We start from the raw sequence: 16,639 nt of genomic DNA, 5'->3' as shown, positions 1-16,639 counted from the left end.
TAAAGTCAGCGTCCTTTTTCATGACCGCCGCGTGATATGACCGAATCCAGTCTCAGCGCAAGCCCATCGAGCTTGAAAGTATATTTCCGCCTACTCGGCTACGTCCGGCCTTATATCGGCCTGTTCGCGCTGAGTATCGTGGGTTTCCTGATATTTGCTTCGACCCAGCCGATGCTCGGCTACATCCTGAAATATTTCGTCGACGGCCTTTCCGACCCACAAGCCGCCCTGTTTCCAACGGTGCCCTACCTGCGCGACCTGCGGCTGCTGCAGGCCGTGCCGCTGCTGCTCGTGCTGATCGCCGCCTGGCAAGGATTGGGTTCCTACCTGGGTAACTTCTTCCTGGCCAGGGTGTCCCTGGGCCTGGTCCACGATCTGCGGGTGGAACTGTTCAACAACTTGTTGACCTTGCCCAATCGTTATTTCGATACCCACAACTCCGGGCATCTGATCTCGCGCATTACCTTCAACGTGACCATGGTCACCGGGGCGGTGACCGACGCGATCAAGGTGGTGATTCGCGAAGGCATGACCGTGGTGTTCCTGTTTCTCTCGCTGCTGTGGATGAACTGGCGCCTGACGCTGGTGATGGTTGCCATCCTGCCGTTGATCGCGGTGATGGTCAGCTCGTCCAGCAGCAAGTTTCGCAAACAGAGCAAGAAGATCCAGGTCGCCATGGGCGACGTCACCCATGTCGCCTCGGAAACCATCCAGGGCTATCGCGTGGTTCGCAGCTTCGGCGGTGAAACCTACGAGCAGCGGCGCTTCCTCAAGGCCAGCCTGAGCAACACCGACCGGCAGTTGCGCATGACCCGCACCGGGGCGATCTATACGCCGTTGTTGCAGATGGTGATCTACACCGCCATGGCGGTGCTGTTGTTCCTGGTGCTCTACCTGCGTGGCGATGCTTCGGCGGGCGACATGATTGCCTACATCACCCTGGCGGGCTTGCTGCCCAAGCCGATCCGCCAGCTGTCCGAAGTCAGCTCCACGATCCAGAAGGGCGTGGCCGGTGCCGAAAGCATCTTCGAGCAACTCGATGTCACCCCGGAAGTTGACAGCGGTACCGTGGAACGCGAGTCGATCAGTGGCCATCTGGAAGTGCGCAACCTGAGCTTTACCTATCCGGGAACCGACCGCCAGGTCCTGGACAATGTCAGCTTCAGTGTCGAACCTGGCCAGATGGTGGCTCTGGTCGGACGCTCCGGCAGCGGCAAATCGACCCTGGCGGCCTTGATCCCGCGCTTCTATCACCATGACCACGGCGAGATTCTGCTTGATGGCGTGGAGATCGAGGACTATCGGCTGCTGAACCTGCGTCGGCACATCGCCCAGGTGACCCAGCATGTCACGCTGTTCAGCGACACCGTGGCGAACAATATCGCCTACGGCGATCTGGCCGGCGCGCCCCGGGCCGATATCGAGGCGGCGGCGGCGGATGCCTATGCCAAGGATTTCGTCGAACAGTTGCCCCAGGGCTTTGACACCGTCGTGGGTGAAAACGGTGTGCTGCTTTCCGGCGGTCAGCGCCAGCGTCTGGCAATCGCCCGGGCGCTGCTCAAGAACGCCCCGCTGTTGATCCTCGACGAAGCGACCTCGGCCCTCGACACCGAGTCGGAGCGGCATATCCAGGCAGCCCTGGATCATGCGATGAAAGGGCGCACCACCCTGGTGATCGCCCACCGCCTGTCGACGATCGAGAAGGCCGACCTGATTCTGGTCATGGACCAGGGCCGTATCGTCGAGCGCGGCACCCATGCCGAGCTGCTGGCCCAGAACGGTTACTACGCCCGGCTCAACGCGATGGGCCTGGACGAACCGGCGCACGTCGGGATCGTCTGATCCATTGGCAGGGCGCGCAATGTCGATTGTTGCGCCCTGTTTTTGTCTAGGCAAGCCTTCGGCAACCCTGTGTTAATATCGCGCCCTTGTTCATTTTTTATGTGGGTTGCTCCATGAAGTTGTCCATGCCGCGATTCGATCAAGCCCCTGTCTTGGTGGTCGGCGATGTCATGCTCGACCGTTACTGGCATGGTGGTACCTCACGGATTTCCCCTGAGGCACCGGTACCGGTGGTCAAGGTCGAGCACATCGAAGACCGCCCCGGCGGCGCCGCCAACGTTGCCCTGAACATCGCCGCCCTGGGTGCCCCGGCATCGCTGGTGGGGGTCACCGGGGACGACGAGGCCGCCGACAGCCTGGCCAACAGTCTCACGGGGGCCGGGGTCCGGGCCCTGTTCCAGCGCATTGCGCACCAGCCGACCATCGTCAAACTGCGGGTCATGAGCCGTCACCAGCAGTTGCTGCGGATCGACTTTGAAGAACCCTTCGCCACCGATGCCCTGGCCCTGGGGGCTGAAGTCGATGGTTTGCTCGAAGGCATCAAGGTGCTGGTGCTGTCCGACTACGGCAAAGGTGCGTTGAAGAATCATCAGGTCCTGATCCAGGCCGCCCGGGCGCGGGGCATTCCCGTGCTCGCCGACCCCAAGGGCAAGGACTTTTCGATCTACCGTGGTGCGAGCCTGATCACGCCGAACCTCAGCGAGTTCGAAACCATCGTCGGCGGCTGTGCCGATGAGCATGAACTGGTGACCAAGGGCGCCCGGTTGATGCAGGACCTGGACCTCGGCGCCTTGCTGGTGACCCGTGGCGAGCACGGCATGACCCTGCTGCGCCCCGATCATCCGGCGCTGCACCTGCCGGCCCGGGCCCGTGAAGTGTTCGACGTGACCGGTGCCGGCGATACGGTGATCTCGACCCTGGCGGCGGCGATCGCCGCGGGCGAAGAGTTGCCCCACGCGGTAGCCCTGGCCAACCTCGCCGCCGGTATCGTCGTCGGCAAGCTCGGCACAGCGGCCATCAGCGCACCTGAGCTGCGTCGGGCGATCCAGCGCGAGGAAGGTTCCGAGCGCGGTGTGCTGGGCCTGGAGCAGTTGCTGCTGGCGGTCGACGATGCGCGGGCGCACAACGAGAAGATCGTGTTCACCAATGGTTGCTTCGACATTCTCCATGCCGGTCACGTGACCTACCTGGAGCAGGCGCGGGCCCAGGGCGATCGGTTGATCGTCGCGGTCAATGACGATGCCTCGGTGAGCCGCCTCAAGGGGCCCGGGCGTCCGATCAACAGCGTCGACCGGCGCATGGCGGTGTTGGCCGGCCTGGGGGCCGTGGACTGGGTCATCAGCTTCCCCGAGGGCACGCCGGAAAACCTGCTGGCCCAGGTCAAGCCGGATGTGCTGGTCAAGGGCGGTGACTACGGCATCGACCAGGTGGTCGGCGCCTCCATCGTGACGGCCTATGGCGGTACGGTGAAAGTGCTGGGGCTGGTGGAAAACAGCTCGACCACGGCGATTGTCGAGAAGATCCGCAGCAACTGACAAGCGTCAGGCCCGTGCGATCGGCACGGGCATTCTCCCTTGTTTCGTCAGCGCCCGGTCTTCACCGGCACGATCTTTCGCAGGATCTGCCGCGCCTTGCCGGTCAGGCGCCTGATCTTCGAGTCCTTTTCGGGTTCCTCCAGCCCTTGCTGGCGGACCCAGTCCTTCCAGCGAATCCGCTCCTCGCGCACCACCCAGCCTTCCTGGCGGGCAAAGCTTTCCGCCAGGTACAGGCCACGGGTGCTGGCCGGCTGCAGTTGATCCTTTTTCAGGGTGTAGAGCTCGGCGCAGGGCTGCCCGTCCTTGAGCGGCATCAGGTACAGGTCGGGCCGGCCACGATCCAGGCGCGCCACCAGCTGGTCGTTTTCCAGGCGCTCGTCGACGTGGAACAGGCTCAGGGACTTGGCCTCGCGCGGGACTTCGAGACGCAGGTCATAGATCAGTTGCAATGAAGCGGTGGGCAGGTGCACGTAGGTCTGCGGTCGCTCCATGAGTTGCAGCGTGCCGCAGCGTACCGGCCGCGCCGCGCCGGACAAGGCGGTCAGGCGAAAGGGCAGGGCTTCGCGGTAATGCAGGGCCGCCGAGTAGGGGGTCGGCAACCAGGTGTCGTTGAAGCGGCCGCCGAGCCAGCCTTCCGGGGTTTCCAGCAGGCACTCCTCGGCGATTTCGGCGATGGCGGTGAGCAGGGGAATGGCCAGCTCATGGGCCGGGACATAGCCGGAGATCAGCTTGAGCACCACATCGCCGCGATCCTGGCGCCGCTGGCGTACCAGTACCCAGTAGTCGCGGTTGTGCCAGTGCAGGGTCAGCCGCACCGACACCCCGAGGTTGGCCAGCTCCAGGGCAAAGCGCTGCGGGTCGGCCACGGTGACCGGTTTGCGCTTGTGCAAGGTTTGCGCAAAGTTCAACGGCATCCCGACGCTCTGGTAACACAAGCCTTCGGGTGTCGCCTCGACGAATAACGGCAGGGTCTTGAAGTCGCTGGGGTTCTTGCGTATCAGCGTCCGCGGCATCTCGGCTCCTTCTCGCGTCGGGGTCGGCCGCCTGGGCGGCATCAGTTCTGGCGAATCACCCCGGCGACCGTCGCCACATTGTGGGCGAGATGCAGCGGGTTGATCGTGCCGACAATAGCACTGGCAACGCCGGGCTGTGCAAACAACAGTTCGAAGCTGGCGCGCACCGGGTCGATCCCGGGGGCCAGGCAGGCGTGACCGCTGGCCAGGGCCTTTTTCACCAGGATCGCCTTGCCGTGGCGGGCAGCATAGTCAATGACCGGCTTCTCGCCCTGTTCGTTCAGATTGTAGGTGATCATCGCGCAATCGCCTTGTTCCAGAGCCTTCAGGCCACCCTCGACGGTCTTGCCGGAAAAACCGAAAGCGCGGATCTTGCCTTCGCGCTTCAAGGCCTCGAGGGTCTGGTAGACATCGCTGTGTTCGAGGATGGCCAGATCGTTGCCGTCGGAGTGCACCAGCACCAAGTCGATAAAGTCGGTTTCCAGGCGTTGCAGGCTGCGCTCCACGGAAAACCGGGTGTGGGCGGCACTGAAGTCATGACGCGACTGGCCGGCTTCGAACTCTTCGCCGACCTTGCTGACGATCACCCACTCCTGGCGCTGCCCGCGCAGCAGCGGGCCCAGGCGTTCCTCGCTGCGGCCATAGGCCGGCGCGGTGTCGATCAGGTTGATGCCCAGGTCGCGGGTCAGCTGGAGCAGTTGACGGGCTTGCCGGTCGTCGGGGATCTGGAAACCGTTGGGGTATTTGACCCCCTGGTCGCGGCCGAGCTTCACGGTGCCCAGGCCCAGGGGCGATACCTGCAGGCCGGTGCTGCCCAGTGGCCGATGCAGGTCGTGCAAGGTCGGTTGGCTCATGGCAGCAGTTGCTCCCAGGGGGTTTGCGCCATGGCCGGCTTCGGCAGTTCCGGCAAGGCGATGGCCGGGCCGGGGCGGATACCGTCGCGCTCCAGGCTGTTGAGCACCCGATCGGCGAAGTCCGGCGCGAGGGCGAGCTTGGTCGGCCAGCCCACCAGCAAGCGCTCCTGCTCGGCGAGGAAAGCGTTGTCCGGGCGGGTCAGGCCCGATTGCAGCGGTTCGGCGCGCTCCACCCGCAAGGTGGCCCATTGCGCCTGGCTCAGGTCGACCCAGGGCAGCAGGTTGCCCAGTTCCTTCTGTGCGCTGGCGATCTGCTCGGCGGGTTCGCGGGCGACGCCTTCAGCTTCGGCGATATCGCCGCCGAGGTACCAGACCCACTGGCCGTCGGCCGCCGGATGGGTGGTCACGGTAATGCGCGGCTTGGGGCCGCCGCCGAGGCAGTGGGCATACAGCGGTTTCAGGCTCGGCCCCTTGACCAGCACCATGTGCAGGGGGCGTGTCTGCATGGCCGGCTGGCTCAGGCCCAGGGTGTCGAGCAGCGCGGCGTTGCCGGCCCCGGCGCTGAGTACGATGCGCTGGGCGTGGATGTCCCGGCCGTCGACCCGCAGGCCGACCAGTTGCCCGTTGTCCAGCAGCGGTTCGATGAGCTGGCCGGCCAGCAGGCCATCACCGGCCAGTTCGGCCAGGCGGGTGATCAGGCTGGGCACGTCGACCACCAGTTCGGCGAGGCGATAGACCTTGCCTTTGAAGCGCGGGTCCTGCAGGGCGGGCGGCAGTTGTTCGCCCTTGACCTGGTCGACCCGGCCACGCACGGCCTTGCTCGCGAAGAAACTGGTGAGGTTACCGGCCAAGGTGCCGGGGGACCAGAGATAGTGGGCTTCGGACAGCAGGCGCACGCCCGACAGGTCGAGCTCGCCGTTGCCGGCCAGGGCTTCGCGCCAGCGCCGGGGCATGTCGGCGATGGCTTCCGAGGCGCCGGTCAGGGCGCCATGCAGGGCGTACTTGGCGCCGCCGTGGATGATGCCCTGGGACTTGAGGCTCTGCCCGCCGCCGAGGCTGGCGCGCTCCACCAGTACCGTCGAAAAGCCCTGGCGGCGCAGCCGCGCATTGAGCCAGAGACCGGCGACGCCGGCGCCGACAATCAGGACATCGGTGGAAAGAGCGGATGGCATGCGGCGACCTCGGTGTTCAAGACAAGGTTCGCAGTATACAGACTCATTAGGGCGGCACGCCCTGTTGGTATGTGGGCAGTTGAAGCAGAGCTCGCCACAGGGTTGCACTCGGCTTCAGGTTTTTTGAGCGGCTGGCATTGGGGGCTAGTGCCCGGCGGTTTTCGAGAACAACTGGATCACCACGACGCCAAGCACGATCATGCCCATGCCCAGCATCGCCGGGATGTCCAGCTTCTGCCCGTAGAGAAACAGCGCCGCGACGCTGACCATCACGATCCCCATCCCGGCCCAGACGGCATAGGCCACGCCCACGGGCACCGAGCGCACCACCAGGGTCAGCATCCAGAACGCGGTGGAATAGCCGACGATGATCAGCAGCAGGGGGATCGGCGTGCTCAGGCCCTTGACCGCTTTCATGGAAACGGTGGCGATGACTTCGGCGCAGATGGCGATGGCCAGGTAGTAGTAAGCGTTCATGGGGGCGATCTCTCGTGTTTGGCCTGCTGATGAGGTTGGCATTCTAGAGACCGCACAGATGGGGTAAAGTCATTACCTATCTGAAATAAAGATGGGTTTGCCATGAGCATTCAGTGGAACCTGGAACAGATGCGCCTGTTTGTCCGCGTTGCCGAGCAGCGTTCGTTTTCCGCCGTGGCGCGCGAGCAGCGCAAGGCGCAGTCGGCGGTCAGCAACGCGATCGCCCTGTTGGAAACGGACCTGGGGGTGACGCTGTTCGAGCGCAGCAGCGGCCGCCAGCCGAAATTGACCGAGGCCGGGACCGCCTTGCTGGAGGAAGCGCGGGAAGTGCTGCGCCAGTGCGATCGTCTCAATGGGCGGGCGCTGGCCTTGATGCGTGGCCAGGAAGCCCGTTTGCGCCTGGCCCAGGACGAGGCCATGCCCTACCAGCCGGTGCTCGACAGCCTGGAAGCACTGTCGGAGCATTTCCCCAGCGTCGAGGTGCAACTGGCCAGCGGCGCGCAGGGCGACGTCGCGCGCAAGCTGGTGGAACGACGGGCGGACCTGGGCCTGCTGTTCCACCACGAGCAGATGCCGCAGACCCTGGAGCGGCGGGCGCTGGGCAGTGTCGAAATGGTCACGGTGTGCGCGGTCAACCATCCGCTGGCGGCTTCGCTGCGGGTCAACCGCCAGCAACTAGCTCGGCACCGGCAATTGCTGATCGCCCCGCAACTCAGCGGTTATCCCGGGGGCGAGCAGCTCAGCCCGCAGGTCTGGCGGGCGGACTCCTTCTACGTGATGGCCGAGCTGTTGATGCGCGGCCTGGGCTGGGCCTGGCTGCCGCGCCACGTGGTGCAATACCCGGCGTACCAGAACCAGATGGTCGAGCTGAGCAGCGAATGGACGCCGCCGGCGCTGGTGGTGGAGCTGGTCTGGCGTCGCGACGAGCCCCTGGGGCCGGCGGCGCGCTGGCTGGCCGAGCGGTTTGCCGAGCACTTGCAGGCGATCGGTTGAAAAAGCCGATAAACTCCGCCGCCATGAATAGAACTCTTTACTCCTTGCTGTTTCATCTGGGGCTGCCGCTGGTGGCGTTGCGTCTATGGCTGCGGGCGCGCAAGGCGCCGGCTTATGCCCGGCGCGTCGGCGAGCGGTTTGGCCGCGGCCTGTCGGCGCTGCGCCCGGACGGGATCTGGGTGCACGCGGTGTCGGTCGGCGAGAGCATTGCCGCCGCGCCGATGATCCGCGCGCTGCTGGCGAAATATCCGCAGCTGCCGATCACCATCACCTGCATGACGCCCACCGGTTCCGAGCGGATCAAGGCGCTGTTCGCCGACGAGCCGCGGATCCAGCATTGCTATCTGCCTTATGACTTGCCTTGGGCGGCGGCGCGTTTTCTCGATGCGGCCCGGCCGAAGTTGGCGGTGATCATGGAGACCGAGCTGTGGCCCAACCATATCCATCAGTGCGCCAGGCGCGGGATTCCGGTGGCGCTGGCCAATGCGCGGCTGTCGGCGCGTTCGGCCAGGGGCTATGGGCGCTTCGCCCGGTTGACCCGGCCGATGCTGGAGGAAATGAGCCTGATCGCCGTGCAGACCGAAGCCGAAGCCGAGCGTTTCCGGCAGTTGGGTGCGCGACCTGAATCCGTCGAGGTGACGGGCTCGATCAAGTTCGACTTGAGCATCGATCCGCAACTGCTCGTGCGGGCCGCCGAGCTGCGTGGACAATGGCAGGCCCAGGAACGGCCGGTGTGGATCGCCGCGAGCACCCACGAGGGCGAGGACGCGGTGGTGCTGGCGGCCCACCGGCAGTTGCTGGGCAACTATCCGAACGCCTTGCTGATCCTGGTGCCGCGTCATCCGGAGCGCTTCGACAGCGTGTTCGCCTTGTGCCAGGAGCAGGGCTTCTCGACGGTGCGGCGCTCCAGTGGCGCACCGGTCAGTGCGCAAACCGCGGTGCTGCTCGGTGACACCATGGGTGAGCTGCTGTTTCTCTATGCCTTGGCCGACAGCGCTTTCGTCGGCGGCAGCCTGGTGCCCAACGGCGGACATAACCTGCTGGAGCCGGCGGCGCTGTGCAAGCCGGTGCTGAGCGGGCCGCACCTGTTCAATTTCCTCGAGATCGCCGCGTTGATGCGTGAGGCCGGGGCGTTGCAGGAAGTGGAGGATGCCGAAGGCTTGGCGGTGGCGGTGCAGCGTTTGTTCGAACTGCCGCGCGATGCGCAGAAGATGGGCGAGGCGGGACTGAAGGTGATGCGGGCCAACCAGGGGGCATTGCAACGCTTGCTGGATGGGTTGGGGCGGCTGCTGTCGCTACCGCGTTAGCCCGCTCGAACGCGATTCCTGTAGGAGCCGGCTTGCCGGCGATTGCGTCGGTTTAGACAGCGCAGGGCTCAAGGTCCTCATCGTCGGAGCGCCGCCCGCAGCAAGCAGGCTCCTACAGGGGGTCGTGGCGCTCGCAAGGCCTCGATCAATACTTCGGACTGGCCTTGAGATTGGCCGCTGCCGCCTTCGCCAGGTCCGGTGGCAGGAAGTCCTTGTCCGGGTTGTAGTCGGCCTTCAGGTAGCGCGCCAGGTCGCTCAGGTCGCCCGGGTTCAAGGTGCCCGCCGCCTGCTTCAGGCGCAGGTTGTCGAGGATGTAGTCATAGCGGGTGTTGTTGTAGTCGCGCACCGAGGTGTACAGCTGGCGCTGGGCATCGAGCACATCGACGATACTGCGCGTACCCACCTGATAACCGATCTGGGTTGCTTCCAGCGCGCTCTGGTTGGAGATGATCGACTGCTTGCGCGCCTGCGCCTGTTCCACATCGGTGTTCACCGCGCGGTGCAGGTTGCGGGTGTTTTCCACCACCTGGCGACGCAGGGCTTCACGCTGCTGCTCGGTCTGGCTCAGGCGCGAATAGGATTCACGTACCTGGGAGCTGGTCAGGCCGCCGCTGTAGAGCGGGATATTCAATTGCAGGCCGACCGTGGTCTGTTTCACGGGGCCGGCATAGTTCTGGTTCAGCGCGTTGGGGTTGCTCAAGCCGAAAGCGTCGTTGTCGCCGGCCTCGTACTTCGCCACCGCATCGAGGGTCGGCGCGTGGCCGGCCTTGCGCTGCTTGAGGGTTTCCTCGGCGGCGTCGACGGCGTAGTTGCTCGCCAGCAGATTGAGGTTCTGTCGCGCCGCGGTGTCGACCCAGGCCTTGGCGTCGTTGGGGCTCGGCGCCAGCACCGGCAAGGTGTGGACGATGCCCTGGATCGAGTTGTACTGACGGTTGGTCAGGGTGATCAGGGCTTCGAAGGCGTCCTCCACCGAACGCTGGGCAGCGATCCGGTTGGCCCGCGCGGTGTCGTAGCTGGCCTGGGATTGCAGCACGTCGGTCTTGTCCGACAGGCCGACGTCGAAGCGCTCGTTGGACTGGTCGAGCTGGCGCTTGAACGCCGCTTCCTCGGCCTTGGTCGAGGCCAGGGTGTCCTGGGCGCGCAGCACCGCGAAGTAGCTTTCGGCGCTTTGCAGGATCAGGTTCTGCTCGGTCGCCGAGAGTTGCAGGGCGGCCTGTTCGTTGACGTCCTTGGCGGCCTGGTACTGGAACCAGCGGTCGGCCCGGAACAGCGGCTGGGCCAGGGTCGCCTGGTAGGTCGTGGCGCTGCGGTTCAGGCTCGTCGACGGCTGGTCGATGCTGGTGTGGACATTGTTCGAACTGGCCCCGGCCGACAGGTTCGGCAGCAGGCCGGCACGGGCCTGGGGCACGACTTCCTTGCGGGCGTCGTAGTCGGCGCGGGCGGCCGCCAGGTCGGCGTTGTTGCTCAGGGCTTCCTGGTAGACACTGACCAGGTCGGTTTTGGTCGTCAGGGGCGTTTCAGCTGCCCAGGCCCATCCGTTGGTCGCACAAGACACGGCCAGGGCCAGTGAAAATTTGCGCAGCATGAGGCAATTCCTAGAGTGGATATTACAGTGGTAATGCGATGGCCGAGGCTACTGACCGGCTTGCCCAGCGTCAAGAAATAGCGAGTGTAGTGCCGGGCGCGGGTCGGCAACAATCCTGCATATCTGCCATTTATCCAGACGAATAAAGGGGAGATGGCATTATGTCGCGGTCTTGTCTAAACTCGCCTCGTTCTTGTCGGGGTGCCTTGCTATGGGGCTGAGATCGGATAATTCCGGATCCCGTTGAACCTGATCAGGTTAGCGCCTGCGTAGGGAACAAGATTTCTCGTCCACCGGCGAGTCCTCTTGTGCTCCGTCCGGGATGTTGTTCGACAATCGAGCAGCATTCGCGAGGACTGGGCACAGCACCAGCCCTGGTGCGTCCGTGCCTTTCAGGTTCGTCCCGACAATCCCCCTGGATGCCGTCTGGAGAGCCCGTGATGAGTACAAAATTAAAAGACGCCGCGAACCTGAGCGATTCGGCCAAGGTCGACGAGCAGTCGGTTCAGCCCTTTACCCGCTCGCAAAAAATCTACGTGCAGGGCTCGCGCCCGGATATCCGCGTGCCGATGCGCGAAATCAGCCTGGATGTGACCCCGACCGACTTCGGCGGCGAGATCAACGCACCGGTGCTGGTCTATGACACCTCCGGCCCCTACACCGATCCGAACGTGACCATCGACGTGCGCAAGGGCCTGGCCGATGTGCGCTCGCCGTGGATCGACAGCCGTGGCGACACCGAGCGCCTGACCGGCCTGAGCTCCAACTTCGGCCAGCAGCGCCTGGCCGACCCGGAATTGACCAAGCTGCGTTTCGCCCACGTCAACAACCCGCGCCGGGCCAAGGCGGGCGCCAACGTCAGCCAGATGCACTACGCCCGCCAGGGCATCATCACCGCCGAGATGGAATACGTCGCCATCCGCGAAAACCTCAAGTTGCAGGAAGCCCGCGCCGCCGGTCTGCTCGAGCAGCAGCACCCGGGCCACAGCTTCGGCGCCAGCATCCCGAAAGAGATCACCGCCGAATTCGTCCGCGAGGAAATCGCCCGCGGTCGCGCGATCATTCCGGCCAACATCAACCACGTGGAGCTGGAGCCGATGATCATCGGCCGCAACTTCCTGGTGAAGATCAACGGCAATATCGGCAACAGCGCCCTGGGTTCTTCCATCGAGGAAGAAGTGGCCAAGTTGACCTGGGGCATCCGCTGGGGTTCGGACACGGTCATGGACCTGTCCACCGGCAAGCACATCCATGAAACCCGTGAGTGGATCATTCGCAACTCGCCGGTGCCGATCGGTACCGTGCCGATCTACCAGGCGCTGGAGAAGGTCAACGGCGTGGCCGAGGACCTGACCTGGGAGCTGTTCCGCGACACCCTGATCGAACAGGCCGAGCAGGGCGTCGACTACTTCACCATCCACGCCGGCGTGCTGCTGCGCTACGTGCCGATGACCGCCAAGCGCGTCACCGGGATCGTTTCGCGGGGCGGCTCGATCATGGCCAAGTGGTGCCTGGCGCATCACAAGGAAAACTTCCTCTACACCCATTTCGAAGAAATCTGCGAAATCATGAAGGCCTACGACGTCAGCTTCTCGCTGGGCGACGGCCTGCGTCCGGGCTCGATTGCCGATGCCAACGACGAAGCGCAGTTCGGTGAGCTGGAGACCCTCGGCGAGTTGACCAAGATCGCCTGGAAGCACGACGTGCAGTGCATGATCGAAGGTCCCGGGCATGTGCCGATGCAACTGATCAAGGAGAACATGGACAAGCAGCTGGAGTGCTGCGACGAGGCGCCGTTCTACACCCTCGGCCCGCTGACCACCGACATCGCGCCGGGCTACGACCACATCACCTCCGGTATCGGTGCGGCGATGATCGGCTGGTTCGGTTGCGCCATGCTCTGCTACGTCACGCCCAAGGAGCACCTGGGCCTGCCGAACAAGGATGACGTGAAGACCGGGATCATCACCTACAAGATCGCCGCGCATGCTGCCGACCTTGCCAAGGGCCACCCGGGCGCGCAGATCCGTGACAACGCCTTGAGCAAGGCGCGCTTCGAGTTCCGCTGGGAAGACCAGTTCAACCTCGGCCTGGACCCGGATACCGCGCGTTCGTACCACGACGAGACCCTGCCGAAGGACTCGGCCAAGGTTGCGCACTTCTGCTCCATGTGCGGGCCGAAGTTCTGCTCGATGAAGATCACCCAGGAAGTCCGTGAGTACGCGGCCAACCAGCGGATCGAAGCGGTCGATGCGGATGCTGCCCAGGGCATGGCGGAACAGGCGGAGCGCTTCAAGCGCGAAGGCAGCCAGTTGTACAAGAAAGTCTGAGTGAGTCGGCTCCCTGGTGGAGCCGAACCCCTGTGGCGAGCGGGCTTGCCCGCGCTGGGGCGCGAAGCGTCCCTAAAGCCGATGAACTCGGTGTGTCTGGTAGACCGAGATGATCGGTTTTACGACTGCTTCGCAGCCGAGCGCGGGCAAGCCCGCTCGCCACAGGTTTGTCTGCATCCGGTATTTTTGCCTTCCTTGAGATAACCCTTTGAACACTCCCGGCAGTACCTATTCCCCCGATCTCGCGGTCCCGGCCGACAAGCGTGTCTTCGGCGCGCGCGATCTGTTTTCCCTGTGGTTTTCCCTCGGTATCGGCCTGATGGTCCTGCAAACCGGTGCCCTGCTGGCGCCGGGCCTGGGCCTGTCCGGCTCGTTGCTGGCGATCTTCCTCGGCAGCGTGGTGGGTGTCCTGCTGCTGGCTGCCGTCGGCGTGATCGGCAGCGACACCGGCCTGTCCTCCATGGCTGCGCTGAAGCTCAGCCTCGGCCAGTACGGCGCCAGCCTGCCGGCGCTGCTCAACCTGCTGCAACTGGTGGGTTGGGGCGCGTTCGAAATCATCGTCATGCGCGATGCGGCCAGCCTGTTGGCTGTCCGGGCGTTCGGCGAAGGCAGCCCGCTGGCCAACCCGCTGCCCTGGACCCTGTTGTTCGGGGCGCTGGCGACCTGGCTGGCGGTCAGCGGTCCCTTGACCTTCGTGCGCAAGATCCTGCGCAAATGGGGCATCTGGCTGCTGCTGGCGGCCTGTCTCTGGCTGACCTGGAACCTGTTCGCCAAGGCCGACCTGGCGGCGTTGTGGGCGCGGGGCGGTGACGGTTCCATGCCGTTTGCCGTGGGCTTCGATATCGCCATTGCCATGCCGCTGTCCTGGTTGCCGCTGATCGCCGATTACTCACGCTTCGGCAAGCGCGCGAAAAGCGTGTTCGGCGGCACGGCGCTGGGCTTTCTGATCGGCAACTTCTGGCTGATGAGCCTGGGCGTGGCCTACACCCTGGCGTTCGCTCCCAGCGGTGAAACCAATGCCTTGCTGCTGGCCCTGGCCGGTGCCGGGCTGGGTATTCCCCTGCTGCTGATCCTGCTCGACGAGTCGGAAAACGCCTTTGCCGATATCCACTCGGCGGCGGTGTCCAGCGGCATCCTGCTGCGCTGGAAGGTCGAACAGCTGGCCCTGGCCATTGGCGTGCTCTGCACCCTGATCGCCTGCGTTGCGCCCTTGGCGCAGTACCAGAACTTCCTGCTGCTGATCGGTTCGGTGTTCGCGCCGCTGTTCGGCGTGGTGCTGGTGGATCATTTCATCCTGCGCGGGCGCGGCGCCGGGGGCGCCGCGTCGTTGTTGCGCTGGCCGGCGCTGCTGGCCTGGGCGGGCGGCGTGGCAACCTACCATCTGCTGGCCAACTTCCATCCGGAGTTGGGCGCGACCCTGCCGTCACTGGTACTGGCCGGGCTGCTGCAAGGGCTGCTCGGCCGGGTGTTCAGCTTCGGGCGGGGAACAGCTCGGGCCTGAGCACGCCGTTGAGGCGCTGGTAGGGAATGTTCATTTCGATCAGGCCCATGGCGTAGGGGGCGATGGTCGTCACGTTGTACTTGAGGATCACGCCGTCGCTGGCCAGGGTGACGTTCGGGGTTTTCCGGAAGGGCCAGGACGCAATGAAGTCCTGGTCCAGCCGGTTGCCGATCTGCCAGTTGTTATGGGCGACCTTGGCGAGTTTCCAGAACGTCTCTTCCTGGCCTGGCAGCAGCATGTCCTGCAGGCTCAGGGCCTTGTGATCCTGGCGCGACCAGGTGATGAACCCGCGTCCCGGCATGCCGTGGGCGTCGCCGTCGTCCAGGTAGCTGGCGAGCTCGACGATCACCAGGCCGTCATGCTGCTCGCGTACCTTGGCTTGCAAGTAGCTGCTGTGGCGGCTTTCGGCGCTGGCGAGGAACTGTTCGCGATAGACCTTGAGCGAGGCCGGCAGCGGCGCGTCGGGCGAGGTGCGGGCCATCTGCAGCAATGCCCGTTCCACCGCGGCGTCCAGTTGGGGCTCGTCGGGGAAATGCACGGTATCGATGTTCACCAGCGGGCAATCCGGGTCGTTGCAGCCGGGCTTGATCTGTTCGGAGGCATCGCCCTTGACGTTCAGCGGGGCCTTCAGGCTCGGCTGGAACAGGCTTTGACAGGCACCCAGGGTCAGGGCGATTGCCGTCAGCGCGGCGATTTTAAAAAACGACATGGGTGTCCTTCGTCAGCGAAAGAAAGGTCAGGTGAGCGTGCTTCGACTGTCAGCGGCGTACTCGGTTCGCCACTAAGCTAATTAGAGTAGGTTTCGGGGGCGCCCGTCTATCCCGACGCGGGGAAAGTGGCTGCATCATGGCGCTTCGGCGCGTTAGGATGGCGCGAAGTCGAGGCAGGGCCTCGCCGCTATCGCAATGAGGATCATGATGACGGACACCACCAAGGCCGGCCCGACCCAAGTCGAGGTCATCCAGCGGGAGAACTGCTTCAAGGGTTTCTACCGGCTCGATCGCCTGCACCTGCGCCATGAGCTGTTCGCCGGTGGCATGGGCAATCCGATCAACCGGGAAGTCTTTGTCCGGCATGATGCGGTGTGTGTCCTGCCCTACGATGCCAGGCGCGATGAAGTGCTGCTGCTGGAGCAGTTCCGGGTTGGCGCCATGGGCAAGAGTGAGAACCCGTGGATGATCGAACTGGTCGCCGGTCTGATCGACAAGGATGAACAACCGGAAGAGGTTGCCCGCCGCGAGGCACAGGAGGAAGCTGATCTGAATCTGACGGCCCTGTGGCCGATCTCCCGGTACTTTCCGTCGCCGGGTGGCAGTAACGAATTCGTGCATCTGTACCTGGGGCGTTGTGACACCGAGGGGGCTGGCGGCCTGTACGGGCTGGCGGAAGAAAATGAAGATATCCGTGCCACGGTCTGGGCTTTCGAAGATGCCTTGCAAGCCGTGCGCGATGGGCGAATTGCCAACGCGGCGTCGATCATTGCCTTGCAATGGCTGGCATTGAACCGTGCTGAAGTGAGGGGGTTATGGTCGTAAGTCTGCTGCGCGAACGTTACCGGGTTGACCTGATAGGGCTGCAAGCCGCCTGCGAGGCCAACTATGCGCGCCTGATGCGGTTGCTGCCGCAGATGCGCGAGCAACAGCGTGCGCGCCGGATTGCCATGACCCAGGGCGACCAGATGCTCGGCGTGCTGGCGCTGGAGGTGTTGCAGGACAACCCCTACACCACCACCCTGCTGGTACGCCAGGAGCACAGCCTGCCGTGGTTGCCGGTGCCGCAGTTGCAGGTGCAGGTCTACCACGACGCGCGCATGGCCGAGGTGATCAGTGCCGAGCACGCCCGGCGCTTTCGCAGTATCTATCCGTATCCGAACACGGCCATGCACCAGCCGGACGAAAAAGCCCAGCTCAATGTGTTCCTGGGGGAGTGGTTGAGCCACTGCCTGGCTTGTGGCCATGAGTTCGAGGCGGTTCGCTAGGGCGATAAGGGCGTTGTAGGCTCTCGCATTCAGTGGTAGAGGGCGTCCCTCA

The 16,639-nt window shown here is 64.5% G+C and carries 14 protein-coding genes and 1 riboswitch; of the genes, 8 read left to right on the top strand and 6 right to left on the bottom strand.

The features are described 5' to 3' along the window. Positions 1–36 precede the first annotated feature (36 nt). Positions 37–1,842: a lipid A export permease/ATP-binding protein MsbA gene (gene msbA, locus NUH87_RS14865; RefSeq protein WP_338526613.1), complete on the top strand. Its 1,806-nt coding sequence runs from the start codon at positions 37–39 to the stop codon at positions 1,840–1,842. Positions 1,843–1,955: 113 nt separating this feature from the next. Then, positions 1,956–3,377: a bifunctional D-glycero-beta-D-manno-heptose-7-phosphate kinase/D-glycero-beta-D-manno-heptose 1-phosphate adenylyltransferase HldE gene (gene hldE / locus NUH87_RS14860; protein WP_338526612.1), complete on the top strand. Its 1,422-nt coding sequence runs from the start codon at positions 1,956–1,958 to the stop codon at positions 3,375–3,377. A gap of 47 nt (positions 3,378–3,424) precedes the next feature. Here the strand turns inward: hldE and NUH87_RS14855 are convergent, their stop codons facing one another. From NUH87_RS14855 to NUH87_RS14840, 4 genes are all read right to left on the bottom strand, one after another. Beyond that, a complete protein-coding gene (locus tag NUH87_RS14855; protein WP_338526611.1) occupies positions 3,425–4,390 on the bottom strand; it encodes a metal ABC transporter ATPase in 966 nt (321 codons plus the stop codon). A 41-nt stretch (positions 4,391–4,431) separates the two neighbouring features. Continuing rightward, complete coding sequence (locus tag NUH87_RS14850; protein WP_338526610.1) at positions 4,432–5,244, bottom strand: aldo/keto reductase; 813 nt, start codon at positions 5,242–5,244, stop codon at positions 4,432–4,434. Beyond that, positions 5,241–6,416, bottom strand: coding sequence for an NAD(P)/FAD-dependent oxidoreductase (locus NUH87_RS14845; RefSeq protein ID WP_338526609.1), 1,176 nt, complete (start codon positions 6,414–6,416; stop codon positions 5,241–5,243). The genes NUH87_RS14850 and NUH87_RS14845 overlap by 4 nt, the downstream gene beginning before the upstream one ends. A gap of 144 nt (positions 6,417–6,560) precedes the next feature. After that, positions 6,561–6,893, bottom strand: a complete 333-nt coding sequence (locus NUH87_RS14840) for a multidrug efflux SMR transporter (protein WP_338526607.1) — start codon at positions 6,891–6,893, stop codon at positions 6,561–6,563. A 108-nt stretch (positions 6,894–7,001) separates the two neighbouring features. Here NUH87_RS14840 and NUH87_RS14835 point away from each other — a divergent pair, with 108 nt between their 5' ends. Continuing rightward, the gene (locus NUH87_RS14835; RefSeq protein WP_209437123.1) at positions 7,002–7,886 is read left to right on the top strand and encodes a LysR family transcriptional regulator; all 885 of its coding nucleotides are present in this window, start codon (positions 7,002–7,004) and stop codon (positions 7,884–7,886) included. Between the two features lie 23 nt (positions 7,887–7,909). Beyond that, the gene (gene waaA, locus NUH87_RS14830; protein WP_338526606.1) at positions 7,910–9,193 is read left to right on the top strand and encodes a lipid IV(A) 3-deoxy-D-manno-octulosonic acid transferase; all 1,284 of its coding nucleotides are present in this window, start codon (positions 7,910–7,912) and stop codon (positions 9,191–9,193) included. Between the two features lie 145 nt (positions 9,194–9,338). On the opposite strand, the gene NUH87_RS14825 is transcribed toward waaA, so the two are convergent. After that, positions 9,339–10,778, bottom strand: a complete 1,440-nt coding sequence (locus NUH87_RS14825) for a TolC family outer membrane protein (RefSeq protein ID WP_338526604.1) — start codon at positions 10,776–10,778, stop codon at positions 9,339–9,341. A gap of 187 nt (positions 10,779–10,965) precedes the next feature. Next, positions 10,966–11,071, top strand: a riboswitch (TPP riboswitch). Between the two features lie 147 nt (positions 11,072–11,218). Here NUH87_RS14825 and thiC point away from each other — a divergent pair. Both thiC and cytX read left to right on the top strand, forming a co-directional pair. Next, positions 11,219–13,108 carry a phosphomethylpyrimidine synthase ThiC gene (thiC, locus tag NUH87_RS14820; RefSeq protein ID WP_338526602.1) on the top strand — a complete coding sequence of 630 codons (1,890 nt, stop codon included), beginning with the start codon at positions 11,219–11,221 and terminating at the stop codon, positions 13,106–13,108. 208 nt (positions 13,109–13,316) lie between these two features. Next, complete coding sequence (cytX, locus tag NUH87_RS14815) at positions 13,317–14,609, top strand: putative hydroxymethylpyrimidine transporter CytX (RefSeq protein ID WP_338526601.1); 1,293 nt, start codon at positions 13,317–13,319, stop codon at positions 14,607–14,609. On the opposite strand, the gene NUH87_RS14810 is transcribed toward cytX, so the two are convergent. Then, positions 14,578–15,318, bottom strand: a complete 741-nt coding sequence (locus NUH87_RS14810; protein ID WP_338526600.1) for an RsiV family protein — start codon at positions 15,316–15,318, stop codon at positions 14,578–14,580. The two genes, cytX and NUH87_RS14810, sit on opposite strands and share 32 nt — an antisense overlap. 208 nt (positions 15,319–15,526) lie before the next feature. On the opposite strand from NUH87_RS14810, the gene NUH87_RS14805 reads away from it, so the two are divergent. Both NUH87_RS14805 and NUH87_RS14800 read left to right on the top strand, forming a co-directional pair. Next, a complete protein-coding gene (locus NUH87_RS14805; protein ID WP_338526598.1) occupies positions 15,527–16,144 on the top strand; it encodes an NUDIX domain-containing protein in 618 nt (205 codons plus the stop codon). Further along, on the top strand, positions 16,135–16,587 hold the full coding sequence (locus NUH87_RS14800; RefSeq protein ID WP_040063808.1) for a DUF1249 domain-containing protein: 453 nt from the start codon (positions 16,135–16,137) through the stop codon (positions 16,585–16,587). The genes NUH87_RS14805 and NUH87_RS14800 overlap by 10 nt, the downstream gene beginning before the upstream one ends. Positions 16,588–16,639 lie beyond the last annotated feature (52 nt).

The organism is Pseudomonas batumici (genome assembly GCF_036585405.1).
GTDB classification, from domain to species: Bacteria; Pseudomonadota; Gammaproteobacteria; order Pseudomonadales; family Pseudomonadaceae; genus Aquipseudomonas; species Aquipseudomonas batumici.
This window is presented reverse-complemented; position numbering and strand designations above follow the sequence as displayed.